We start from the raw sequence: 22,083 nt of genomic DNA, 5'->3' as shown, positions 1-22,083 counted from the left end.
GAAGGCCGCAAAGGATTGAATCAAGGATGTTTGGCGGAAGCTTGGCCGAGGCTGGGTCGACCAGGAGACAAGCCGCATGAAAATCCTCAAGGTATTGTTTCCTTTGCGTTCTTCGTGCCTTTGTGGTGAATTCATGAAATAGTCGGGTTAGGATCTTTCTTGCCAGCGGTTCCTTGATTTCAGTATGCCGAGGCACGGCTCGAGTGTTGCCGTTTCAGGCAACTTGATCGAGCGGATGCAACTTGCCTTGCTCGCGCAACCGGTGCTGAATGCCCCTGCCGCTGAGTTCGAATCCGTTGGGCCAACATAAGGCACCCAGCTCAAGGAAAAACCGTTGGAAAAACTCTTTATCTTCAAGTGGATTGACCATCTCGGTGCCCCGCACGATCAAGGGTTGCATGTCGTAGTCACCCGTGGTTCCGTCTGAAAACTCCAATCGGATGGTGCGATCATGTAGGGATTCGGCGTTGACGATCTTAATCATTGTCGGCTCCAGGAATTCGCCTTAGCGGCTGTAGTGCGACCGCACGTTGCCAGTTGTCCGATAGCTCAGGTTGATAATCGGCGCACCAGTCCTTGATCAGCTTGGCCGCCTTTCTCGGCAGTCGTCCTTCGAGCAATTCTCCCGTCTCAATCGCGATCAATGCCTCAGCCCCCTGATACTCCACATGAATGTGTGGAGGAAGGTGGTCATCGAAGTACATGCGCACATAGATTCCAAAGAAGCAGGAGATGACCGGCATCGAAATCGCTCAGCATTATTTTTCACATAAGGATTTTAACCCGGATTTCTCACCGCAAAGACGCGAAGGCCGCAAAGGATTGAATCAAGGATGTTTGGCGGAAGCTTGGCCGAGGCTGGGTCGACCAGGAGACAAGCCGCATGAAAATCCTCAAGGTATTGTTTCCTTTGCGTTCTTCGTGCCTTTGTGGTGAATTCACGAAACGGGGGAATAACCGGGACAGACCACGTTTTCCTCGGCGGAACGGGATCTTCACCCCGTCCCGCACGTTTCACCAACAGGCGCTCATCGCGGCGATCTTCAAGGCACGAAACGCTTCCGGACGGGGCGCATGCCCCGTCCGGCTTGAGTTTCCGATGGCTCAATCCTGCTCGGCGCCAATCAGCGCTTCGATGCTGTCGGCATCGAAGATGCCGTCTAACCAGGTCTCCAGTTGCGGCAGCGTCGCGGCATCGATGCGCGTGGCGGCCCAGGGGGGAGCACCTTGAAACGTCGTGCTAATAGACGCTTGAGGGTGCTCGCTTTGCCCTCGGCCTTGCCCTCGGCTTTGCCCTCGGCATAGATCGATTGATAGGCGCGCGTTTCCTGGATGGGGGTAATCAGATTCAACATGGCCCAGATCTCCTTCGCGGTGAGCCCGCGAAACCGTTCGAAATACCAGAATTCCATGACCTGCCCGAGCACCTCGCGCACCTCCGCTGCGAGCGGCGCGTCACACACCGTCCGCCAGAGTTCGGGGGCGCGTGCGCGCAAACTGTCATCGTCTTCGATCAGCAAGGGCGCAAACACCGCCACGTAGGGGTTGTCCGGTTCCCGCTCCAGCCAGCCCGGCAACACCTCGCGCAGCACCACTCGCAACAGGGGCGCCTCGGCTTGGTTCGGCCAACTCGGAAATCGCGGCACATCCTGCTCGCGCAGAAACACCCCGATTCCCACCACCTCGCGCGCGGGAGATTGTTCGCCATAGAGTCCCTGAGGTTCCCTCGGTTTTCCGTCTTCCAAGGCCAGGGGGTTCGTGCGATCTGTATTTTCCCTGTTGGGATCTCGCGACACGACGGCGCGGTATCGCGAGCGACAGGCCTTCCGGCGGAAACCCATCAGTCGTTACGCTCGTCAGCCGATCCCCGGGATGGCGGAAGGGGATTGCGTACGCTGTGACATGATCAAAACGTTTGCGGCAGACCCGCTTGTTTGAGCGCGGTGTTGGCCATGTGGCGCGAGCGAATTCTGGCATCGACAGGAAAGCGCCGACCGCTGATCGGGCTTTCCCAGATGTCATGGTCGCCTTTGCCATGCCGGATCAGGGTGCAACCGGCGGCGCGCAGCAGACGCATCAAATCCGGCGTGAAATTCGCGCCCATCAAGCGACCTGTCGCAGTTGCGCCAGGTGCGAGGTGGTCAGCAGACGCAGCGGAATCTCGTCATCGGTTGGACAACCGTTCTCGGCCAGCATCTCCGGCACCCGCGTTTGCAGCAGCGTCATCATGGTCTCGAGGGTTGGAGCCTCCCCGACCAATCCAGGGACATTACTGTTCTCGATGTACCAAACCTGGGCCTCGGCATCCCATTCGACATGAATTTCATAGTGCATGGCGGTCGTTTTTCCCGGAAAGCTTCAGGATGAGGTTCCCTCGGTTTTTCGTCCTCCAAGGGCAGGGTTCATGCTACCGGATTATTTCCCTGTTGGGATCTCGCGATACGATTGAATGAGGTTCCCTCGGTTTTTCGTCTTCCAAGGGAAGAGGTTGATGCGAGCTGTTTTTCTCCCTGCTGCTTGGATCTCGCGACACCGCTCCGCCGTGTCGCGAGCGACAGGCCGTCCGGCGGAAATCCATCAGGCGATCCGCCGCCAGGTCGATACCTGAATTCTCGACGCATCCACCGCTGGCACCCGGATCGCTGGGCGGCGTGCCTGGAGGTGATCCTTAGGCATTCACCCCGTCCGGAACGTTTTGGGCGGGCACGGAGGCAGCGGTCGGCGACGGATCAACTGGCCTTGTCGTCCCGCGCCGCGATCCGCTAGAGTCTGTGTCTTGATTGGCGCGAAAGAGGAGACGCCCGCATGGCCCTGGCCCAGGAAGATATTGCCTTCATCAAGGCCCACCTCGGCGAGTGGCTAGCCGAACAAAGCCTCGGCAAGCCGCCGCTGGTCTACGAAATCGAACTGCGCGAGCGCATGGTGCGGGTGGAGGAAGAACTCAAGCACCAGCGCGAACTGATGCGACAAGGCTTCGAGCAGATGGAGAAACGCTTCGAGCAGATCGACAAGCGCTTCGAGCAGGTCGATAAACGCTTCGAGATGGTAGAGAAGCGCTTCGAGCAGATGGACAAGCGCTTCGAGCAGGTGGACAAGCGCTTCGAGCAGGTGGACAAACGCTTCGAGCAGATGGACAAACGCTTCGACGAGATGCTCAAACGCCACGATCAACAGTTTCTTTGGCTGGTCGGATTCATCGCCACCAGCACGGGTCTCGTCATCGCCGCCCTGCGTTATCTGTAACAAGGATGGTTAAAACCCGCGCCGGACGGGGGATTCACCCCGTCCGGAACGTTTTAGGCGGGTCCGGCGGCAACGCCTGAGGCATGGCCGTCCCTCTCACACCTCGCGTCCTCGCGCGCCTTCCATCAGTCGCAGCACCTGTTTTAACGTCATCTGACGGATCACCTCGCGGCGCTCGCGATCCATGACGGTCAACACAACAAACCCTGTCTCATCATCCATACTGATTTCCAGCACGCGCCGGTGATCCTGCATCAGGATCGCCTTGATCATAAGGACACCTTCATCTCATTGGCGGACCAGGAGAAATCGGATGACGCCATGATCCTGCCCCGCTCATGGCGAATCCCGTCCCGCCTCAGCCATCAGGACGCCCGCCGCAACAGCTCCGGGATGGCGTCCCAGCCGGACTTGATCTCGCGCAGCAGTTGGCTGACTTCATCCAGCGCAGCCAGATCATTGTGCGCGTTCCCTTCCAGCAACCGCCGGTTCATGTACTCGTAGAGCGCTTCCAGCTTCTCCGCCAGATCCACGCCCTTGCCGTGATCCAACGACGCGCGTAACCCGTCGATAATCGTGATCGCCTGACCCACTTTCTCGCCCTTCATGCGGATATTGCCCTGCTGCATCGCACCGCGCGCCACGGCGATCCGCTCCAGCGCACCCTCGAACAGCATCTGCACCAAACGATGCGGGCTCGCAACGGACGCTTCCGCCATGTGCCCGGACTCACGATATTGGTTCAATTCTCTGCGCATCGCGTACATGGTGCTTCTCACTCCCGAGTCATCGCCAAGAAAAAGGGTTTGAAAATGAAGAGAGACACCGGGGATTGAGTGGTATCGGCCAGTGCTCATGGCGAAGGTAACGGCCACCCGCAAAGTTACTTGAGGGCGTCTTAAAGCCGAACGCCGAAACACCGGAGGACGTTGAAACGGAACTGAAGCGGGACGGGCGATTCACCCCGTCCCGCACGTTGATCGCCGCACGTTGATCGCTGGTCGGCTCAACCCTGATAGTGCCGCGCCGCCTTGCGTGCGTGGCGCAGATCCAGCCGTTCCTGCCGCAGGGCGTCGAGGCGCCGCCGCGCCTGTTCCAGGAGCTGGCGGTCGAGATCGAGGAAGGTTTGCAGACGCTCGGCCAAGGGTTCGGGCAGCGTCTCGCTCAAGGGCTCGGGAAAGGCCGCGCGGATCAGCGCCGCGCGCTCGGGCTCGCCCGCCTGCACCCGCTCCCAGTCTCCGGCGCGCGCCGCGTTCAGCCGTTCGGTCGAGAGCGCGATCAGGGCATCGAGACGCGCCTCCAGGGACGCCTCTCGTTCCGGGTGACGGGTCGGCCCGAGCGTGTCGGCAGCAGTGGGCGGCAACGTCATGATGACCTCCTGGGGTGCGGTGCCAGCGGCACGCGTCTGTTCAAAGTGTAGCGCGCTTCCAGGCGGGACGGGATCGCCGCCAACCGACCGCGGGCGCGAAACGCCTAAAGTTTTCCCGCGCGCATCCGATAACCCCTCTGAGCCGTCCACTGCATGGCCTCCAAGCCAGGCTCGGACCGATTCCTCAACCTCGCATTGGAGTAAACCACCGTGGCAATGTACATCAACACCAACGTCACTTCGCTGACCACTCAGATCCAATTGAGCAAGTCGCAAAATTCGATGCAGACGGCCATGAACCGCTTGTCTTCGGGCCTGCGCATCAACAGCGCCTCGGACGACGCCGCCGGTATGGCCATCGCGGGTCGGATGAGCGCTCAGGTCACCGGCATGAATCAGGCCGCGCGCAACGCCAATGACGGCATCTCGCTGGCCCAGACCGCCCAGGGCGCGCTCGGCGAGATCACCAACAGTCTCCAGCGCCTGCGCGAGCTGTCGGTGCAATCCGCCAACGCCACCAATACCTCCTCCGACCGCGCCGCCCTGCAGCAGGAGGCCAGCCAGTTGCTGTCGGAGATCGACCGCGTCGCCACCCAGACCGAGTTCAACGGTCTCAAGCTGCTGGAAGGCGGTTTCAAGGCCCAGAACTTCCAGGTCGGCGCCAACGCCGGCCAGACCATCAGCGTCACCGTCAACGGCGCCAAGACCAGCCAGCTCGGCACCAGCGAGACCTCCGCCCTGACCGCCCGCGGCAGCGAGGAGGCGATCAACAACGGCGACCTCATCATCAACGGCGTCTCGATCCGCGGCTCCTCCGCCAGCGACGATCTGGCCTCCTATCCCGCGTCGAGCAAGGCCAGCAGCGCCATCGCCAAGGCCGCCGCCATCAATGCCAGCACGGAACAGACCGGCGTCAGCGCGAGCGTCGACACCAACAGCTCCGCCGGCGCCACCATGAAGGCCGCGACCGGCAGCGGCAAGCTCTCGATCAATGGCGTCGAGACCGGCATCATCTCCACCACCACCGATGCCGCCACCAGCCGCGCGGCGGTGGTCGAGGCGATCAACAAGGTCAGCGGCCAGACCGGCGTGACCGCCATGGACAGCGGCGACGACGCGACCGGCGTGGAACTCCAGGCGACCGATGGGCGCAACATCACCGTCAAGTACTCCTCGCCCGTCTCCGGCTCCTTCGACGCCGCCACCACCGGCGTGCGCGCGCTCAACGACAGCACCCTGACCGGCGCCAGCATGACCGGCGCGGCGGGCTCGGGCGTCATCACCGTCAACGGCGTGGATACCGGGGTCGTCACCACCACCATCGACACCGCCGCCACCCGCGCCAACGTCGCGGCGGCGATCAACGCCATTTCCGGCGAGACCGGCATCACCGCCACGGACACCGGCAAAGACAGCGACGGCGTCACTCTCAAGGCCGCCGACGGCCGCACCATCGATGTCAAACTGCACGCCATGGCCCTGGCCGGCGGCACCAGCACCTTCACCAACGCCAGCACCGGCATCGGCGAGACCAGCGGCAAGGCCAATATCGTCCAGGGCGCGAACATGACCTCGATGGCCGGCACTGGCATCGATCCGCAGGGGACGCTGACCGCTGGCAACGTTGTCGCTGCTGGCGCCATCACCGGCGGCACGGCCGCCGCGAACAAACTGGTGGTCAATGGCGAAGACCTGGGCACCATGGCGATCGGGGTGTCTGGGGCGAACACCTTCACCGCCGCAGCCGTCTATACGAATGGTCTGGCAGCGGGCAGCAGTGACGTCAAGATCAATGGCCACAATGTCACCTTCACTGCAACAGGCGTACAGGACGAAGATGGCGCAGCCCTAGCAGCAGCGATCAATGCCGATACCACGATGGATTCGGCAGGCATCAGTGCGTCGTATGATACTACAGGTAACAAGCTAACTTTTAATGCCGCCGATGGGCGCGCCATCAATGTCGCCACCGGCGATGGCACTGCTACCAATAATCTAACGGCAGTCAATATTGGTTATACGACCACTAGCCAGGCATCTACGTATACCAACACATTCACCGCTGGTACGGCGGTCGATGACGGTGGTGGCTTTACGCTAGCTACCCACGATATCAACATCAACGGGTATAACCTGGAGTTTTCGGCAGTCGCTGATGCTGTCGGCAGTGGCGCGACAAACCAAACAGCAATCGTGGCAGCAATTAATGGCGACACCACACTAGCCGCCGCAGGTATCGTTGCCAGCGAGGCTGGCGGTGAAATTGCCCTTACCTCGGCAGACGGGCGCGCCATTACGATCACGACCGGCACCGGCACGGCCACCCATGCCACCGCCGCTATGCTGGGTTTCGCTGGCGGTACAACCGTCACCCAACTCGGCACCTTCGACGCCAACGAATTCGCCAGCGACGTCATGGCGGCCATCAACAACAACACCACGCTTCAGGATCAGGGCGTGTCAGCCACCTTGAACGTCGACAGCGCCGGCGTGACCGTGGTGGATGCCGAGGGCGAGACCATCGACTTCACCGGCACCAACATGACCACGGGGCAGATGGGTCTGAGCCAGATGACCTACACCTCGCCCGGCACCCAGGGCGGCAACGTGGTCAATGGCGGCGCCGTCACCACCACGGCGGGCTCGGGCAGCGCCGCGGTCGGGGCCACCACGATCGATCTGGAGATCAATGGCGTCACGGTGTCCGGGATCGAGACGGGGACGGCCAACACCGCAACGGCTACGGCAGGACTCGACGTTAAAGACTTTAGCGGCAATGGTGGAAACGGCAACTTCGTCCTGAATGGCGTGACTGTCGATGTGGCAGGCTTGACCACAGGTGCAAACGCGACTTTGCTCACGACCAACGCCGTCGCGATTGCCACGGCGGTCAATACCAATGCCACATTGAGTGCCGCTGGAATTACGGCGTCCGTCGGTGGGGCAGCCAATAGTATCCTGTCGTTCACGGCAGCCGATGGACGTGCGATTACTGTCGGAGATGGCACGACTACCGCCACGGTATCCACTGCCATACTCGCTACTGATATGAACGTGGCAGCGACCACCGCCACCACCTTCGACCCCGACGTCATGGCGAACAACATCGCCACTGCCATCAACCGCAACGCGGACCTCGCGGCGGCGGGCACCACGGCGGCGCTGAATCAGGATGGCGACGGGGTCGTCCTCATGGACGCCCAGGGCGACGCCATCGACCTGAGCGGCGCCGACACCACCGCCACCGCCGCCCAGTTGGGGCTGAGCCAGTTGACCTTCACCCCCAACGGCCAGGCCGACCGCGCCGAGGGCACCGAGTATGGCAGCTACACCCTGTCCTCGGACGAGGAGATCGTGGTCTCGGCCGGCACCAGCGTGACCGCCGATGTTGGCAACGCCGGCCTGTCCTCCGGGGCCTATGCGGCCCAGACCGCCTATGTCGCGGCGGGAAGCAACAATGGTCATGCCATGGCCCAGGGCGACGTGCAGATCAACGGGGTGACGATCGGTGCCTCCCAGGCGGGCAGCGACACCTCCTCGCGTTACGCCAGTTCGATGAGCGCCGATGAACAGACGCGCAACACCGCCGCCAGCGCCATCGCCAAGACGGCGGCGATCAATGCGGTCACGGAGAACACCGGCGTGACCGCCACCGTGAACACCACGGTGATGCGCGGCTCCGACATGTCCAGCGGCACCGACGGCTCGGGCGCCCTGGTCATCAACGGGGTCACCACCCGCACCGTGGCGGTGGTGGGCGGGGGCGATGCCATCAACACGGCCAACAGCCGCACGGCCGTGATCGACGCCATCAATGCCGTGTCGGAGCAGACCGGCGTCAAGGCGGTAGATAACAACAGCATCGAGGGCGGGGTGGAGCTGCAGGCCGCCGACGGGCGCAACATCAACGTCGCCTATACCGGCGGCCTGAACGCGGCCAACACCGGTCTGGCGGACGTGTCCGACACCTCCACCGTCTTCGGCACGCTGACCGCGGGCGCGACCGCCACCGGGACGGTGCGCATCAACGGCGTGGAGACCGGCGCCGTCGCCGTGACCAACGGCGACAACGTGGCAACCGCCAACTCGACGGTGGCCGCGATCAACAACATCACCGATCGCACCGGGGTCACGGCGAGCTACGACAGCGCGACCAACAAGCTCAGCCTCAATTCGGCTGGCGGCCAGGCGATCACGGTCGCGGCCGGCTCGGGGATCGGTCTGTCGGACGTCGGGCTCAGCGCCTCCAGCGTGAACGCGCGTTCCAACACCGCCTTCGGCAGCTATACCCTGAGTTCGACCACGCAATTCGATGTCGAGAAGGGCTCGACGGCCAACATCGAGAACTCCGGGCTGGAAGTCGGCACCTACGGCACCGGCAAGAGCGGCATGGATCTGTCCAAACTGGACATCTCCACGGCGGCCGGCGCGGCCAAGGCGATCACGGCGATCGACAATGCCCTGGCGCAGGTCAGCAGCAATCAGGCGGCGCTGGGCGCGACGCAGAACCGCTTCAACTCGACCATCTCGGCCCTGCAGTCGACCTCGACCAACCTGACCGCGGCGCGCTCGCGCATCCAGGACGCCGACTTCGCCTCGGAGACCGCGAGCCTGAGCCGCGCCCAGGTGTTGCAGCAGGCCGGCACGGCGATGCTGGCGCAGGCCAACTCCTCCGCACAGGGCGTGCTGTCGCTGCTGCGCTAAACGCAGTAGGCTAGACGTTGGAAGGACGGGGTGGAGCCCGTCTTTCCATCCGATTCGAGACCGATGGCCCTGCGGGGCCATCTCCCAATGACTCACGGAGACCCGTTATGGAGAGCTTGAGTTCTGTCGCCAGCAGCCTCAACGCTGGTTTGAAGCCCGCCGCGGTGCCGCCCGCCAGTGCGAATGCCGATCCCGCCGTGCAGCAGTCGGCGGTGCCGGGCGAGGCGCAGTTACGCCCGATCCCTGCGGCGCGGGATCCCGCGCAAGCGGGCCTCCCGGGCAAAAAAGCCGAATCCGACCCCCAAGCGGTGGAAAAGGCGGTGAAGGACATCAACGATTTTTTCCAGAATCTGCAACAGACGCTGGAGTTTAAGATCGACGAGGATTCCGGACGCACGGTGGTGCAGATCAAGGACGCCAAGACCGATCAGGTGATCCGACAGATTCCGCCGGAATACGTCCTCAGAATGGCCGAGAAACTCGGCGAAATCAAAGGGTTGCTGTTCGAGGAAAAGGCCTGAACCGACCCGCGCGGGAGCGCTGACATGACGACCGTGACAACGACCGGACTGGGCTCCGGGCTGGACATCAACAATATCGTCACCAAGCTGATGGAGGCCGAGCGGACGCCGCAAACCGTCCTGTTCGACAAGCAGGAGGCGACCGATCAGGCGCGGATCTCCGCGTTCGGAAGTTTTAAGAGCGGTCTCTCCGCGTTCCAGACGGCGGTCGGTTCGCTGCGCCATTCCACCAGCTTTTCTCAGATGCAGGCGACCTCCAGCGAGGCCGAAGCGGTGAGCGCGAGCGCCAGCCTGAACGCCGAGGCCGGCGACTATACCCTGAACGTCAAGCAACTGGCGCAGGCCCAGAACCTGGCGAGCAAGACCTACGCCAATACCACGGATGTGGTCGGCAGCGGGACCCTGACCATCAAGTTCGGGACCAACAACCTCGATCCGGTCACCGGCGACCCCACCGACTTCACCCAGAACCCGGATGAGGGAACCCTGACCCTGACGCTGGACGCGACCAACAACAGCCTGCTCGGGGTGCGCGACGCCATCAACAAGGCCGGCGCGGCGGTCAAGGCCTCGATCGTCAACGACGGCGGCGGCAACCGGCTGGTGCTGACCTCGACCAGCACGGGCGCCCGCAACGGGATGGAGATCACGGTCGCCGACAGCGATGGCAACAACACCGACGCCAGCGGTCTCTCGGCGCTGGCCTTCAACCAGACCGCGCCCCAGATGAGCCAGACCCTGGCCGCCCAGGACGCGGTGGTCGGCATCAACGGTCTGGACGTGACCAGCACCACCAACGCGGTCTCCACCGCGCTCAAGGGCGTGACCCTGAATCTGCACAAGGCCCAGCCGGGCGAGTCGGTGAATCTGAGCATCGCCGCGAACACCAGCGGCATCACCGAGGGCGTCCAGGGGTTTGTCGACAAGTTCAACGAGCTGGTGACCACGGTCAATTCGATCGCCAGCTACGACCCGGAGACCCGCAAGGCCGGCGTGCTGCTGGGCGACTTTACGGTGCAGGGCGCCATGCGCCAGATCCGCAGTTTTCTGACTCGCTCCGTGGACGGGCTCGATGGCTCGATCAAGTCGCTGATGAATATCGGCATCTCGACCAAGGCCGATGGCACCCTGGCGCTGGACACCGAAAAACTGAGCGCGGCGATCAAGACCAACAAGAACGATGTCGTGGCGCTGTTCGCCCCCTTGGGGGTGGCCAGCGACAATGGCGTCACCTATGTCAGCAAGACCGCCGACACCAAGGCCGGCAACCATGCGCTGGCGGTGACGACCGCCGCGACCCGCGGGAGTCTCGCCGGCGCGGCGGGGCCGTCACGGCTGGTGGATGCGTCCAACAGCGCCCTGCTCCTGACGGTGGACGGGGTCGCCTCGGGCAGTATCGCCATCACCCAGGGCAACTATGCGACCGGCGCCGAACTGGCGGCGGAGTTGCAGAGCCGCATCAACGGCGACGCCAATCTCAAGGCCGGCGGCGCGAGCGTGACGGTTCAATACAACGGTACGACCTTCAGCATCGAGTCGCGGCGCTATGGCTCGGAGTCCGAGGTCGAGATCAACCAGATTGGCGCGGCGGAGAGCGGCGCCCTGCTGGGCGGACTGGCGGTGGGCGCCGGCACGGCGGGTAAGGATGTGGTGGCAACCCTGAATGGCAAGGAGACCGAGGGGGTGGGTCGCCAGATCACGGGGTTGACCGGAGACGCCAAGGGCTTGCGGCTGGAACTCAATGACGACGTGATCGGGGACCGGGGCAGCGTGCGCTACACCAGCGGCCTGGTTGCGCAACTCGACGAGGTCTTCGCGGGGCTGCTGGGTGCGCAGGGCACCCTGGAATCGCGGTTGGGGAGTTTGCAGGACAGCGTCGCGACCATCGAGCAGGAGCGCACCGACCTCACCACGCGCATGGAGAAGTACGAGCTTCAGTTGTTCAAGCAATTCAACGCGATGGACAAATTGGTCAGCCAGTTCCAGTCCACCAGCACCTACCTGACCCAGCAACTCGCCAACCTGCCCTATGCCAACACCAGGACTTTCACGGGGTGATGGGGTTGCAGCGGGACGGGGTATTCTTGGAGCGGGACGGGGTATTTACCCCGTCCCGCATATTTATTCCCCCGCCGGCAGTTCCCGCCGCATCTGCAGGCAAACGTTCCGAACGGGGCGAATGCCCCGTCCGGCTGGAAGAACCAGCATGGGATTGATCGCATGACCGAACCGACCCTCGACGAGATCCTCCAACAGGCATTCGAACATCACCGCAACGGCCAATTGGAGGAGGCCGCGGCACTCTATCAGGCCGTCCTGCAGATCCAGCCCGATCACCCGGACGCCAGCGAGAATCTTCGGCAACTGTTCTCCCAGCAACTCGCCGATCATCTCCAGGAAGCGCAATCGCTCTATCGCACCATCATGGACGCCGGCCAAAACCAAAAGGACGACGAGGAGCCAGATCAGGCTCATTGATGAGTCCTGAGGCGGGACGGGGCTCTACGCCTCGGGACGCGATGACTACGGGGTACGTTTCCGCTTCCGAATCCACAATCTTCAGCGCTGGAGCGATCACTGGGAAGCCCTGAAGGGTCTGGCCGGCACCAATCCCTTCGCTGTCGTAGCCCTGGCGCAACTGGCGGCACACCGTCAATCGAGCAATCCCGAGCGTAAGGCCAACAAGCGCGAGATCATCTGGTTGCTCTACCAATATCGCTACTCCCGCGAGGACGCACTGCAACTCCTGCGCTTGATCGACTGGATGCTCCGCCTGCCCCGCACCCTTGAACAAGAATTACGCAACGAGTTGATCCGATTTGAGGAGCGAACCAAGATGCCCTATGTCATGAGTTTCGAACGAATGGCGCTGGAACGCGGCCAAAAGCTCGGCGAAGTAATCGGCGAACAACGCGGCGAACAGCGCGGTGAACAGCGTGGCGAGCAACGCGGCGAGGCAAAAGCCCTGCTGCGCTTGATCGAAGCCAAATTCGGTTCGCTGACTCCGGAACGACTCCAGCAAATTCAGTCCGCCAACACGGCACTGCTCGACGTTTGGCTTGATCGCATCCTCACGGCAAGCACTCCCGACGAACTCTTTGGGTGAACCTTCATTAGCGTGGCAGGGTGCGTTGTTGAAGCGGAACGGGGTATTCACCCCGTCGCGCACGTTTCGCCGACCCATCAGCAAAATCCAACCGCCCGAAACGTTCCGAACGGGGCAAATGCCCCGTTCGGCCTGAAGATCTCATTGTTCCCATTGAGCAACCCCGCCAGAACCCAGAGCCCAACCCTGGATCCACGGAGCGCCAATAGCCCCACGCGCTGAAAATCGACTCTCTGGTCCAGCGGCACGAGGGCGGCGTAGGATAGGCCATGGTTTTTGATGATTGCTTGCTCGCCAGCGTGCGCTCGATCGAGAAGCTCGGGCAACCGCTGGCGTGCCGATTCGGATCCGATTCCAGTTGCCATGCTCGCCCTGTGGCGATAAGCTTCATTTGTAGTAAATTACTACTGGAGCGGCGAAATGAGCGTTTCTATTCGCATTGACGATGCACTGTACGACACGGCCAAGGCGCGAGCAAAGGCCGAGATGCGATCCATCCCCCAACAAGTGGCCTACTGGGCCAAGGTCGGGCGGGCAGCACTGGATAATCCCGATCTGCCTGTCGAATTTGTGCGCGATACGTTACAGGCCATGGAAGAAGAATCCGAACCTTTTGAATTGCCTGACCCATGAGTGTGCAACTGGAGCAAAAGCCCGCCTTCAAGCGGGTTTACAAAAAGCTGCATCCCAACCAGCGCCTCGTCGTCCATGCCGCCATTCGCGCCATCGTGGCTGATCCTGGCATCGGCGAAGCGAAAAAAGGAGATCTTGCCAGGGTCTTCGTCTACAAGTTCGATTGCATTCATCAACAGTTTTTGCTTGCGTACCAATGGGATGAGACCAGGCGGATGTTCATGGCGGTCGGCCCGCACGAGAATTTTTACCGCAACCTGAAGCTCTAGCGGTGGAGTGGCGTCGGCCGGGGCGAACGAAACCAAACCCCAGCATCAGTGGCCGCGTCTCATTCCAACCGGAGGCGGGACGGGATATCCACCCATAGGCGCCAACATAGCCGGCAAGCCCTTGAAAATCCGTGGAGAGGCGCGATCTGTTGGGCATTTTGCCGCCATGCTCTACGCCTCCCAGCCCGTCGATCTTGCGTTTGAAGCGTTTCTGAAGGAATTGCCACCCGAGTACGCGACGATGGCGCGTGAGTTCAAGGCGTTCGCGCGCCCGCGCAAACTCAAGACGCCGGCGCAATTGCTGCAAGTGGTGATATTAACGAGCCGTTCCTAAACGATCACGGTGGTCGCCCCTTCGACGGGCTCGTCGGGCGGACTGAACCAATTGAGCTTCTCGCGCAGCGTAACGACTTCACCGACGATGACGAGCGTCGGCGGTTGCGGCGGGTCGCTCGCGACGACGTCCAGAATCGTCGACAGGGTGCCTGAATACACCCGCTGCAGATGGGTCGTTCCCTGCTGGATCAGGGCGATGGGCATCTCGGGCGCGACGCCATGGGCGATCAGCCGCTCGACGATGATCGGTAGGCCGACCAGGCCCATATAGAAGACGACGGTCTGGTTCGGCTGGGCGAGCGCGGGCCAGTTGAGGTTGATGGTGCCGTCCTTGAGGTGTCCGGTGACGAAGGTGACGGACTGGGCGTAATCGCGATGGGTGAGCGGGATGCCGGCATAGGCGGCGCAGCCGGAGGCGGCGGTGATGCCGGGGATGACCTGGAAGGGCACGCCCTCGGCGGCCAGGGTGTCAATCTCCTCGCCGCCGCGTCCGAAGATGAAGGGGTCGCCGCCCTTGAGCCGCAACACCCGATGTCCGTCCTTGGCGAGATCGGCGAGCAGCCGGTTGATCTCTTCCTGACGCATGGCGTGATGGTTGCGCTCCTTGCCGACATAGATGCGGCGGGCGTCGCGGCGGGTCATTTTGAGAATCGGCTCGGCGACGAGCCGGTCATAGACCACGACATCCGCCTGCTGCATCAGACGCAACGCGCGGAAGGTCATGAGGTCCGGGTCGCCCGGTCCGGCGCCGACCAGATAGACCTCGCCCATGTCGGACTCCAGGGCGTCCGGGGCCAGCTCGCGTTCGATGACGGCCTCGGCCTCCGCGAACTGGCCGGCGAGGATGCGTTCGGCGACGGCGCCCTGCAGCACCCGATCCCAGAAGCGGCGGCGGTCGCGCGGTTCGCCGAAGCGCGCCTTGACCCGTTCGCGGTAGCGCCCGGCGAGGTCGGCGAGTCGGCCGTAGCCGGCGGGGATCAGCGCTTCGAGCCGGGTGCGCAGCATCCGTGCCAGTACCGGCGAGGTCTTGCCGCTCGACACGGCGATGGTGACGGGCGCGCGGTCGACGATCGAGGGTAGCAAAAAGGTACAGGCGTCGGGATCGTCGACCACGTTGACGGGGATTTGGCGTTCCCCCGCCAGACGCGCGATCTGGCGGTTGACTTCAGGGTCGTCGGTGGCGGCAATGATCAGCGTGTTGCCGGTGATGTCGGCCGGCGCAAAGGGGCGCTGGAGGTGGCGGAAGGCGCCTGCCTCGGCCTGGCGCGCGAGCGACTCGCACAGGTGGGGCGAGACAAGCGTGATCGCGGCGCCAGCGCGCTGCAGGTTGCCCGCCTTGCGGGCCGCGGTCGCACCGCCGCCGACGATCAGGCAGGATTTGCCCTTGATGTCAAGGAAGATCGGGAGGAGTTCCATGGTGATGTTCAGCCGCGAGGACCCCGCAGGATCGTTGAGTTGATTGTCAAAAGTCCTTAATATACTTAATTAGTTTGTTTTTTGGTAGGACCATAATTGTGATCAACGAGATCGATTCCGAGTCGCTGCGCAAGCGGCTGACGGACGGTGAGGACGTGCTGCTGGTGGATATTCGCACCCCGGCCGAGATTGCGCAGGGTGCCATTCCCGACGCTTTTTTGATGCCGATGCATCTGATTCCGCTGCGGATGAGCGAATTACCCAAGGATCGGGAGGTCGTGCTCTATTGTCGCAGCGGGGCGCGTTCTTATCAGGCTTGCGCCTATCTGATGCAGCAGGGATACAGCCAAGTGTGGAATCTGCGCGGCGGTATCATCTCGTGGGCACGGCATGGCTTCCCGATCGAGTCGCCCGCGCCTTAGGCCGAACGGCCACGGCACCCTCTTGCCTTTTTGCAGGCTTTCGCCTATAAACCCGAATTCTTGTGTCTACTGATATTCTAAAACAGCCCCAGACTGGAGGAGCTCCATGGCAGATTTCGATCAAGAACTCGACGCGAGCGGCCTGAATTGCCCCTTGCCGATCCTGCGCGCGAAAAAGACCCTGAATGCGATGGCGAGCGGCCAGGTTCTGCATATCATTGCGACCGATCCCGGTTCGGTGAAGGACTTCGACGCCTTCGCCAAGCAGACCGGGAACGAATTGACCGAGTCCCGTGAAGAAGGCGGAAAATTCCATTTTCTGATCAAGAAATCCTGATCCCCGCCGGTCTCCGGCTAAACCCCGGTTTAAACCGCGTTCGCGATGACGTTCGTTTGCGAATTGACTCGGCCTTTCATGAATCCACGGGCCTTGCTGCTGGCGCGGTTTAAAAAGAAAAACCAAAAACTTAACCCGCGAGCCTGCGACAGAGCCGCGAGGAGGACTCGATGGAACCAAAAAAGCTGGCGATCATTGCGACCAAGGGCTCGCTGGACTGGGCTTACCCCCCTTTTATCCTGGCCTCCACGGCCTCGGCACTGGGCTATGAAACGCAGATTTTTTTCACCTTCTATGGGCTGCAACTGCTGAAGAAGAATCTGGCCCTGGAGGTGACTCCGCTGGGCAATCCAGGTATGCCGATGCCGATGGGCATGGACAAGTGGTTTCCCGTACTCGGGATGACGCTGCCCGGCATGCAGGGCATGATGACCGCGATGATGAAGAAAAAAATGAAAGATAAGGGCGTCGCGAGCATCGAGGAATTGCGCGATCTGTGCCAGGAGGCCGAGGTCAAGCTGATCGCCTGTCAGATGACGGTCGATCTGTTCGACATGGAGAAGACCGACTTCATCGACGGCGTGGAATACGCTGGCGCGGCGGCGTTCTTCGAGTTTGCCGGCGAGAGCGATATCTGTCTCTATATTTAAACCGCGTTCAGCATGACATGCGCCGTTTGTGCATTGACGCGAACTCGCATGAACCGCCATGCGTCGGCGCTGACGCGGTTTAAATCGCTGTCGATTTAAACCGCGTCTCGCATGCTCTAGAGCGACACTTCCATCCTGTCTCGCGATTCCTGCACCCGTCCTTCGGGCGCCTGTTCGTTCCTGTCGCGATCCCATGACGATTGGTCGAAGTGACGACGCTTCGCGGTATGATGGCGGGCTTCGCTGCCAGTCAGTCTTATCGTCGATCGGTATCGCCATGACAAGTTCGATCCGTACCGGGGCCTGCCTCCTGCTCGATGTGCTCACCGACCTGGGTGTCGATTATCTGTTCGGGCACACCGGTGGGGCGGTCATCCCGATCCATGTGGAACTCAACAAGCGTCTGCGCCGCGGCGCGTCCGTGCCCAAGTTCATTCTGTGCCGCCAGGAAGGTGGCGCCGGCCATGCCGCCGAGGGGTACGCGCGGGTCAGCGGGCGGGTCGGGGTCGCGCTCGCAACCTCCGGGCCGGGCGCGACCAATCTGGCCACGCCCATCGCCGATGCCTATAAGGATTCGCTGCCGACGCTCTTTATCACCGGTCAGGTGCCGAGCGGCGCGATCGGTACGGATGCCTTTCAGGAGGTGGATACGGTCGGATTCACGCGCCCCATCTCGAAACACAATTATCTGGTCAAGGACGTGCGCGACCTGGAGTGGGTGCTACGCGAGGCTCATGCGCTGGCGCTGCATGGTCGACCTGGCCCGGTGGTTGTGGACATCTGCAAGGATGTGCAACTTGCGACGGTCGAGGCGCAGAATCCACCGCGCACCCGGCATCGTGAAGTCATTCCCTTCGATGCCGTCAGGGCCGCCGCCATTCTGGATGCGCTGGCCAGCGCCAGCCGCCCGGTGGTCAAGGCCGGGGGCGGGGTGATTCATTCCGGCGCGGCACGGGCGCTGGCGGCGTTCGCCGAGCGCTTCGACGTGCCGGTCACCACCACCTTCAACGCACTCGGCACTCTGCCTTTCGAGACGCCCTACAATCTCGGCATGCCGGGCATGCACGGCACCATCCCTGCCAATTACGCCCTGCGCGACGCCGACCTGATCCTGACCCTGGGCGGTCGTTTCGACGATCGGGTGGCGGTGCGCGGATTCGCCACCGACAAGTGCATCGCCCATGTCGATATCGACCCGTCCGAGATCGACAAGATGATCGCGACCGATCTGTCACTAGTGGCCGGGCTGGATGACTTTCTGGAGTTCGCGCTGGCCTCGGGTCGTACCGCCCGCCATCCCGACTGGCTGGCCCAGGTCGGGGAGTGGCGCGAGCAGATGCCCAAGCCCTATGGCGTCTCAGACTACATCAAGCCTCAGGCGGTGGTGGAACGGCTGTCCGAACTCACCCAGGGCGACGCGACCCTGGTCACCGGGGTCGGTCAGCATCAGATGTGGGCGGCGCAGTATTATCGCTTCCAGCGTCCGCGCCAGTGGGTCAGCTCCGGCGGGCTCGGGACCATGGGTTTCGGGCTGCCGGCGGCCATCGGGGCCTGGTTCGCCGATCCCACCCGTCCGGTGGTCCTGATCGACGGCGACGGCAGTTTTCAGATGAACCTGCAGGAACTCGGGACTGTGGTCGCCAACCGCATCCCGCTCAAGATGTTCGTCCTGAACAACAGCTTCCTCGGTATGGTGCGCCAGTGGGAGGATATGATGGACGGCGGCCATCATTACGAAACCTGTCTCGCGCGCGTCGCCGACTGCGATGCCGACTGCACCGAGCTGGATCAAACTTGCCGGCGCCAGATCCCCAACCTGACCGGTCTGAAACACGTCTATCCAGGTCTCGCAACCCTGCGGATCAAGGATCCCGCCGAATTGCGCGAGCAGCTCGCCGCCGCGCTGGCAGAGCCGGGTCCGATGCTGGTGGATGTCTGGATCGACAAGGCCGAAAACGTCATTCCGATGGTCCGCCCCGGTCATACCCTGGCGCAGATGATCGAAGCCTGAATCAAGAACCTGCCGCGAACCAAACCGATCGCGACCAACGAATCAAAGGAAATCACACGATGCCAACCTCCACATGGCGCTCGGTGCAGCGCAAGGCCGGAACGGACACCATCTATGGCGTCGCGCTCAGTCCCGACGGCAAGCGCCTGGCCACCGCAAGCTGGGACAGTCTGGTGAAGCTGTGGGATGTCGCCCAGGGCTGCGTCGAACACGCCCTCGCGGGTCACGAGGGGCGCGTCTATACCGTGCGTTTTCATCCCGATGGTCAGCGGCTCGCCTCCGGCGGCACCGATACCTCGGTCCGTCTGTGGGACGCCAGCACCGGGCGGGAGCTTTGGAATCGTCGCGGCCATTCCAGTCTGGTCTACAGCGTCGATTTTCAGCCCCAGGGTGAGTTGCTGGCCTCGGCGAGCGAGGACGGCACCATCTGTCTCTGGACGGTCGACAGTGGCGAACTGGTCCGCACCATCGAGGGTCATCCGCAATATGTGCAGGGCGTCGTTTTCACCCCGGACGGTCAACGACTGATCTCCGGCAGCCGGGATTCGACCGCGGCAATCTGGGAGGTGGCGACCGGCGTGGAACTGGCCCGGTTCGATGTCATCAATAATGGCATTAACAGCACCCAGATCAACGCCGACGGAAGCCTGCTGCTGCTCAGCAATGTCGACGGCTCGGTGGGTCTGTGGGATCTGAATAACCTGACAATGATTCGGGAGATGGAGGGACACACCTATCCGGCCTGGAGCGCGATCTTCAGCCCCGACGGCAAGCTGATCGCCTCCGGCAGCGCGGACAAGACCATCGTGCTCTGGGACGCCGCGACCGGCACGGAACTGTCGCGCCTGACCGGTCACGAAAAAGATGTCTACAGCATCGCCTTCAGTCCGGACGGTCGCTGGCTTTATTCCGGCAGCGTCGATAAGACGATCCGTGTCTGGGGGCTGGATGTGACGGATGCCGAATGGCAACCGGTCAGCGCCGCCTGGCAGACCGCCGAGGCGGAGTCGCGGATCGAGGAAGAAGCGGCGCTTGTCCTGGCCGAACAACAGCGGCAGCAAAGCGCGTCCGCGCCGAAGTTGTGGGGGCGGTTGTTTGGCGGAAAGCGCTGACGTTGGTGGTCGGTGGTCGGTCTGTGAATCCAGGGCGTGCCATCAATTGTATTCATGTGGGATGATCGCCACCCCGCGAATGTTCTAAGGCTCGGATCGATGCGCTCGACGCGGCTGTTGCGCGGCATCGCCGTCGGGGCGAATTCATTCGCCACGTTGGTTGCAAACCAAGCCCTGCGCGGGATGCGTAATTTCTAGCGTCGGTGGCCTATCTCCGCAGTGCAAGATCCAGATCTTGTTCGATGCCGCGTGTGATTACACAAAATGCCGTGCGGAATGCCGGATCGACGCCAGCGTCAGTCGATCGAGGCAAGGCCAGCGTCAATCCAACGACAACGCCTACCGCACTGGACGCGGTTTAGAGCGTCTCGACCTCGAACCCCACGAGATTCCGCCCCTCGCGCGAGAACTCCACGCCGATCAGATGGATCGGCTGGCCCGCGGCGCGGTATTTCTCGGCATAGCCCCGGTCCTTGATCTGTTGCAGGGCGCGGCCTTCCGGCGCCACTTCCACCACCTTGAACTCGAACAGATAGATCCGGCCGTTGAAGCGCACGGTCATGTCGATCCGACCCCGGTTGGTGGCGTCTTCCAGAACGATGTCCAGACCCACCGCGGCGAAATAGCTGTAGAAGACGCTGGCATAGTAGCCTTCGTACCTCGCGATGGGGTTGTTGCGGTACCAGTCGTTGGGGATGCTTGCGAAGAAGGCGTGAAAGAGGTCTTTCAGACCATCGAGATCGTTGGATTGGAGCAGGCGGTAGAGTTGTTTGCGGTTCCTGACGGCGTTCTCGGGCTCATGGGTCCAGATCCGTAGCAGGCTGCTGTAAAGGCTCTGGCTGACCTCGCGATTGGGGAAACGGAGCTGATAATAATAGGTGCCGCCAAGCCATTCCTCCCGCGCGATGGTCAGATAGCCCGCCTGGAACATCAGCGCCTCGGTCGGGATGTTGTCGACCTCGAAGGTGGAAAGTAGATCGGCGTCGGTCTCCAGTTCGCCCAGCCGGGGCAGCCAGGTTTCGCGTTCGGTGAGGAGGCGGATGAGAAAGGTCGGGGTGCCGGTCTCGAACCACCAGGGTTGAAAGCGGCGGTTGCGAAACAGCAGCAGCAGGTCGAAGGGGTTGTAGACCGCCTCGCCCAGCCAGTTGTAGCCGTTGTACCAGCGGCGGATCTCGGCGCGGTCCAGACCGTCGAGTTCGGGCGCAAAAACGGTGTCGACATCCTGCTCGGTATAGCCGCAGAGGGCGGAATAGTCGGCGTTGAGGGTGATGTCTTCCAGGTTGTTGAGCCCGGAGAAAAGGCTGACTTTGCTGAATTTTGAGACGCCGGTCAGGAAGACGAAACGCAGATGGGCATCCTGGTCCTTGATCACCGAATAGAGGTTTTTCAGCCCCTCGCGCATGGCCAGCGCGGTCTCGGAATCGGCGATGTTGTCCAGAATCGGCTTGTCGTATTCGTCGATCAAGACGACCGCAGGCTGGCCGGTTTGCGCATGCGCCTGGCGGATCAGTTCCGCGAAACAGCCCGACACATCCTGGGCGTCTGGACAGACGAGCCCCAGCCGCTCCTGATTGACCCGCAGGATGTCGCGGATGCGTCGGTCCAACTCCGCCCGGCTCTGAAGCACCCCGCCGCCGAAGCTGATGGCGATCACCGGATAACGCACCGTCCAGTCCCAACGCGGATGGATGTCCAGACCGCGAAACAGCGGTTCGTTGCCCTCGAATAACTCCTTCAGAGTGTCGAGAAAGAGACTCTTGCCGAAGCGACGCGGACGGGAGAGAAAGAAATAACCGGAGGTTTGCGCCAGCCGCCAAGCCAGCGGCGTCTTGTCGACATAGTAATACTCCCCCTCGCGGATTTTGGCGAAGGTCTGGATGCCGATGGGGAGTTGGCGACGGAGTTGGGTCATGGTACGTGCAACCGGCGCGGGGTCATGGCGTCAAGTGTAACG

The 22,083-nt window shown here is 62.3% G+C and carries 25 protein-coding genes; 15 read left to right on the top strand and 10 right to left on the bottom strand.

What is annotated here, in order from left to right:
- Positions 1-214: 214 nt before the first annotated feature.
- Together CCR95_RS08615 and CCR95_RS08610 are read right to left on the bottom strand one after the other, a co-directional pair.
- On the bottom strand, positions 215-484 hold the full coding sequence (locus CCR95_RS08615) for a DUF2442 domain-containing protein (RefSeq protein ID WP_201093550.1): 270 nt from the start codon (positions 482-484) through the stop codon (positions 215-217).
- Positions 477-743 (bottom strand): DUF4160 domain-containing protein, encoded by a 267-nt coding sequence (locus tag CCR95_RS08610; protein WP_201093548.1) that lies wholly within the window; start codon positions 741-743, stop codon positions 477-479. Before CCR95_RS08610 ends, CCR95_RS08615 begins: the two co-directional genes overlap by 8 nt.
- On the opposite strand from CCR95_RS08610, the gene CCR95_RS08605 reads away from it, so the two are divergent.
- Positions 733-936: a hypothetical protein gene (locus CCR95_RS08605; protein WP_201093546.1), complete on the top strand. Its 204-nt coding sequence runs from the start codon at positions 733-735 to the stop codon at positions 934-936. The two genes, CCR95_RS08610 and CCR95_RS08605, sit on opposite strands and share 11 nt — an antisense overlap.
- 224 nt (positions 937-1,160) lie before the next feature.
- Here CCR95_RS08605 and CCR95_RS08600 read toward each other — a convergent pair whose 3' ends face one another.
- From CCR95_RS08600 to CCR95_RS08590, 3 genes are all read right to left on the bottom strand, one after another.
- A complete protein-coding gene (locus CCR95_RS08600) occupies positions 1,161-1,745 on the bottom strand; it encodes an Rpn family recombination-promoting nuclease/putative transposase (protein ID WP_242523131.1) in 585 nt (194 codons plus the stop codon).
- Between the two features lie 161 nt (positions 1,746-1,906).
- Positions 1,907-2,104: a type II toxin-antitoxin system HicA family toxin gene (locus CCR95_RS08595; protein WP_201093544.1), complete on the bottom strand. Its 198-nt coding sequence runs from the start codon at positions 2,102-2,104 to the stop codon at positions 1,907-1,909.
- The gene (locus tag CCR95_RS08590; RefSeq protein ID WP_201093543.1) at positions 2,104-2,334 is read right to left on the bottom strand and encodes a DUF1902 domain-containing protein; all 231 of its coding nucleotides are present in this window, start codon (positions 2,332-2,334) and stop codon (positions 2,104-2,106) included. Before CCR95_RS08590 ends, CCR95_RS08595 begins: the two co-directional genes overlap by 1 nt.
- Positions 2,335-2,805: 471 nt before the next feature.
- On the opposite strand from CCR95_RS08590, the gene CCR95_RS08585 reads away from it, so the two are divergent.
- Entirely contained in the window at positions 2,806-3,243 is a 438-nt protein-coding gene (locus CCR95_RS08585; RefSeq protein WP_201093542.1) for a hypothetical protein, read from the top strand.
- Between the two features lie 96 nt (positions 3,244-3,339).
- Here CCR95_RS08585 and CCR95_RS08580 read toward each other — a convergent pair whose 3' ends face one another.
- From CCR95_RS08580 to CCR95_RS08570, 3 genes are all read right to left on the bottom strand, one after another.
- A complete protein-coding gene (locus CCR95_RS08580; RefSeq protein ID WP_201093541.1) occupies positions 3,340-3,516 on the bottom strand; it encodes a flagellar protein FlaG in 177 nt (58 codons plus the stop codon).
- A 92-nt stretch (positions 3,517-3,608) separates the two neighbouring features.
- Positions 3,609-4,010 (bottom strand): flagellar export chaperone FliS, encoded by a 402-nt coding sequence (fliS, locus tag CCR95_RS08575; RefSeq protein ID WP_201093540.1) that lies wholly within the window; start codon positions 4,008-4,010, stop codon positions 3,609-3,611.
- 239 nt (positions 4,011-4,249) lie between these two features.
- Positions 4,250-4,612: a flagellar protein FliT gene (locus tag CCR95_RS08570; RefSeq protein WP_201093538.1), complete on the bottom strand. Its 363-nt coding sequence runs from the start codon at positions 4,610-4,612 to the stop codon at positions 4,250-4,252.
- A gap of 216 nt (positions 4,613-4,828) precedes the next feature.
- Here CCR95_RS08570 and CCR95_RS08565 point away from each other — a divergent pair, with 216 nt between their 5' ends.
- From CCR95_RS08565 to CCR95_RS08530, 8 genes are all read left to right on the top strand, one after another.
- Positions 4,829-9,316 carry a flagellin N-terminal helical domain-containing protein gene (locus tag CCR95_RS08565; protein WP_201093536.1) on the top strand — a complete coding sequence of 1,496 codons (4,488 nt, stop codon included), beginning with the start codon at positions 4,829-4,831 and terminating at the stop codon, positions 9,314-9,316.
- A 107-nt stretch (positions 9,317-9,423) separates the two neighbouring features.
- Positions 9,424-9,837 carry a flagellar protein FlaG gene (locus tag CCR95_RS08560; RefSeq protein ID WP_201093534.1) on the top strand — a complete coding sequence of 138 codons (414 nt, stop codon included), beginning with the start codon at positions 9,424-9,426 and terminating at the stop codon, positions 9,835-9,837.
- A 24-nt stretch (positions 9,838-9,861) separates the two neighbouring features.
- On the top strand, positions 9,862-11,895 hold the full coding sequence (gene fliD / locus CCR95_RS08555) for a flagellar filament capping protein FliD (protein WP_201093531.1): 2,034 nt from the start codon (positions 9,862-9,864) through the stop codon (positions 11,893-11,895).
- A gap of 162 nt (positions 11,896-12,057) precedes the next feature.
- Positions 12,058-12,315 carry a tetratricopeptide repeat protein gene (locus tag CCR95_RS08550; protein ID WP_201093529.1) on the top strand — a complete coding sequence of 86 codons (258 nt, stop codon included), beginning with the start codon at positions 12,058-12,060 and terminating at the stop codon, positions 12,313-12,315.
- Positions 12,316-12,538: 223 nt separating this feature from the next.
- Entirely contained in the window at positions 12,539-12,943 is a 405-nt protein-coding gene (locus CCR95_RS08545) for an RpnC/YadD family protein (protein ID WP_201093527.1), read from the top strand.
- Positions 12,944-13,363: 420 nt separating this feature from the next.
- Complete coding sequence (locus CCR95_RS08540) at positions 13,364-13,576, top strand: ParD-like family protein (protein ID WP_201093525.1); 213 nt, start codon at positions 13,364-13,366, stop codon at positions 13,574-13,576.
- Positions 13,573-13,845, top strand: coding sequence for a type II toxin-antitoxin system RelE/ParE family toxin (locus CCR95_RS08535; protein WP_201093523.1), 273 nt, complete (start codon positions 13,573-13,575; stop codon positions 13,843-13,845). The genes CCR95_RS08540 and CCR95_RS08535 overlap by 4 nt, the downstream gene beginning before the upstream one ends.
- Before the next feature lie 121 nt (positions 13,846-13,966).
- On the top strand, positions 13,967-14,179 hold the full coding sequence (locus tag CCR95_RS08530; protein WP_201093521.1) for a hypothetical protein: 213 nt from the start codon (positions 13,967-13,969) through the stop codon (positions 14,177-14,179).
- Here the strand turns inward: CCR95_RS08530 and cysG are convergent.
- Positions 14,176-15,597, bottom strand: coding sequence for a siroheme synthase CysG (gene cysG, locus CCR95_RS08525; protein WP_201093520.1), 1,422 nt, complete (start codon positions 15,595-15,597; stop codon positions 14,176-14,178). The two genes, CCR95_RS08530 and cysG, sit on opposite strands and share 4 nt — an antisense overlap.
- A gap of 98 nt (positions 15,598-15,695) precedes the next feature.
- On the opposite strand from cysG, the gene CCR95_RS08520 reads away from it, so the two are divergent.
- The 5 genes from CCR95_RS08520 to CCR95_RS08500 all read left to right on the top strand — a co-directional run bounded on the left by CCR95_RS08520 (position 15,696) and on the right by CCR95_RS08500 (position 20,129).
- The gene (locus CCR95_RS08520) at positions 15,696-16,019 is read left to right on the top strand and encodes a rhd_2599 family sulfurtransferase (RefSeq protein ID WP_201093519.1); all 324 of its coding nucleotides are present in this window, start codon (positions 15,696-15,698) and stop codon (positions 16,017-16,019) included.
- A gap of 106 nt (positions 16,020-16,125) precedes the next feature.
- Positions 16,126-16,356 carry a sulfurtransferase TusA family protein gene (locus CCR95_RS08515; RefSeq protein WP_201093518.1) on the top strand — a complete coding sequence of 77 codons (231 nt, stop codon included), beginning with the start codon at positions 16,126-16,128 and terminating at the stop codon, positions 16,354-16,356.
- Between the two features lie 170 nt (positions 16,357-16,526).
- Positions 16,527-17,006 carry a sulfur carrier protein DsrE2 gene (dsrE2, locus tag CCR95_RS08510; protein WP_201093517.1) on the top strand — a complete coding sequence of 160 codons (480 nt, stop codon included), beginning with the start codon at positions 16,527-16,529 and terminating at the stop codon, positions 17,004-17,006.
- Between the two features lie 277 nt (positions 17,007-17,283).
- On the top strand, positions 17,284-19,017 hold the full coding sequence (gene ilvB / locus CCR95_RS08505) for a biosynthetic-type acetolactate synthase large subunit (RefSeq protein ID WP_201093516.1): 1,734 nt from the start codon (positions 17,284-17,286) through the stop codon (positions 19,015-19,017).
- A 59-nt stretch (positions 19,018-19,076) separates the two neighbouring features.
- A complete protein-coding gene (locus tag CCR95_RS08500; protein WP_201093514.1) occupies positions 19,077-20,129 on the top strand; it encodes a WD40 repeat domain-containing protein in 1,053 nt (350 codons plus the stop codon).
- A gap of 358 nt (positions 20,130-20,487) precedes the next feature.
- On the opposite strand, the gene CCR95_RS08495 is transcribed toward CCR95_RS08500, so the two are convergent.
- Entirely contained in the window at positions 20,488-22,041 is a 1,554-nt protein-coding gene (locus CCR95_RS08495) for an ATP-binding protein (protein ID WP_201093512.1), read from the bottom strand.
- Between the last annotated feature and the right edge of the window lie 42 nt (positions 22,042-22,083).

It is taken from the genome of Thiocystis minor, from assembly GCF_016653465.1.
Taxonomy (GTDB): domain Bacteria; phylum Pseudomonadota; class Gammaproteobacteria; order Chromatiales; family Chromatiaceae; genus Chromatium; species Chromatium minus.
The sequence above is the reverse complement of the archived record's forward strand: the minus strand, read 5'-3'. Positions and strand labels throughout refer to the sequence as shown.

Coding starts and splice junctions, on each gene's coding strand:
- CCR95_RS08615 (WP_201093550.1), bottom strand. CDS start 484: ATGATTAAGATCGTCAACGCCGAATCCCTACATGATCGCACCATCCGA.
- CCR95_RS08605 (WP_201093546.1), top strand. CDS start 733: ATGACCGGCATCGAAATCGCTCAGCATTATTTTTCACATAAGGATTTT.
- CCR95_RS08610 (WP_201093548.1), bottom strand. CDS start 743: ATGCCGGTCATCTCCTGCTTCTTTGGAATCTATGTGCGCATGTACTTC.
- CCR95_RS08595 (WP_201093544.1), bottom strand. CDS start 2,104: ATGGGCGCGAATTTCACGCCGGATTTGATGCGTCTGCTGCGCGCCGCC.
- CCR95_RS08590 (WP_201093543.1), bottom strand. CDS start 2,334: ATGCACTATGAAATTCATGTCGAATGGGATGCCGAGGCCCAGGTTTGG.
- CCR95_RS08585 (WP_201093542.1), top strand. CDS start 2,806: ATGGCCCTGGCCCAGGAAGATATTGCCTTCATCAAGGCCCACCTCGGC.
- CCR95_RS08580 (WP_201093541.1), bottom strand. CDS start 3,516: ATGATCAAGGCGATCCTGATGCAGGATCACCGGCGCGTGCTGGAAATC.
- fliS (WP_201093540.1), bottom strand. CDS start 4,010: ATGTACGCGATGCGCAGAGAATTGAACCAATATCGTGAGTCCGGGCAC.
- CCR95_RS08570 (WP_201093538.1), bottom strand. CDS start 4,612: ATGACGTTGCCGCCCACTGCTGCCGACACGCTCGGGCCGACCCGTCAC.
- CCR95_RS08565 (WP_201093536.1), top strand. CDS start 4,829: ATGTACATCAACACCAACGTCACTTCGCTGACCACTCAGATCCAATTG.
- CCR95_RS08560 (WP_201093534.1), top strand. CDS start 9,424: ATGGAGAGCTTGAGTTCTGTCGCCAGCAGCCTCAACGCTGGTTTGAAG.
- fliD (WP_201093531.1), top strand. CDS start 9,862: ATGACGACCGTGACAACGACCGGACTGGGCTCCGGGCTGGACATCAAC.
- CCR95_RS08550 (WP_201093529.1), top strand. CDS start 12,058: ATGACCGAACCGACCCTCGACGAGATCCTCCAACAGGCATTCGAACAT.
- CCR95_RS08540 (WP_201093525.1), top strand. CDS start 13,364: ATGAGCGTTTCTATTCGCATTGACGATGCACTGTACGACACGGCCAAG.
- CCR95_RS08535 (WP_201093523.1), top strand. CDS start 13,573: ATGAGTGTGCAACTGGAGCAAAAGCCCGCCTTCAAGCGGGTTTACAAA.
- cysG (WP_201093520.1), bottom strand. CDS start 15,597: ATGGAACTCCTCCCGATCTTCCTTGACATCAAGGGCAAATCCTGCCTG.
- CCR95_RS08515 (WP_201093518.1), top strand. CDS start 16,126: ATGGCAGATTTCGATCAAGAACTCGACGCGAGCGGCCTGAATTGCCCC.
- dsrE2 (WP_201093517.1), top strand. CDS start 16,527: ATGGAACCAAAAAAGCTGGCGATCATTGCGACCAAGGGCTCGCTGGAC.
- ilvB (WP_201093516.1), top strand. CDS start 17,284: ATGACAAGTTCGATCCGTACCGGGGCCTGCCTCCTGCTCGATGTGCTC.
- CCR95_RS08500 (WP_201093514.1), top strand. CDS start 19,077: ATGCCAACCTCCACATGGCGCTCGGTGCAGCGCAAGGCCGGAACGGAC.
- CCR95_RS08495 (WP_201093512.1), bottom strand. CDS start 22,041: ATGACCCAACTCCGTCGCCAACTCCCCATCGGCATCCAGACCTTCGCC.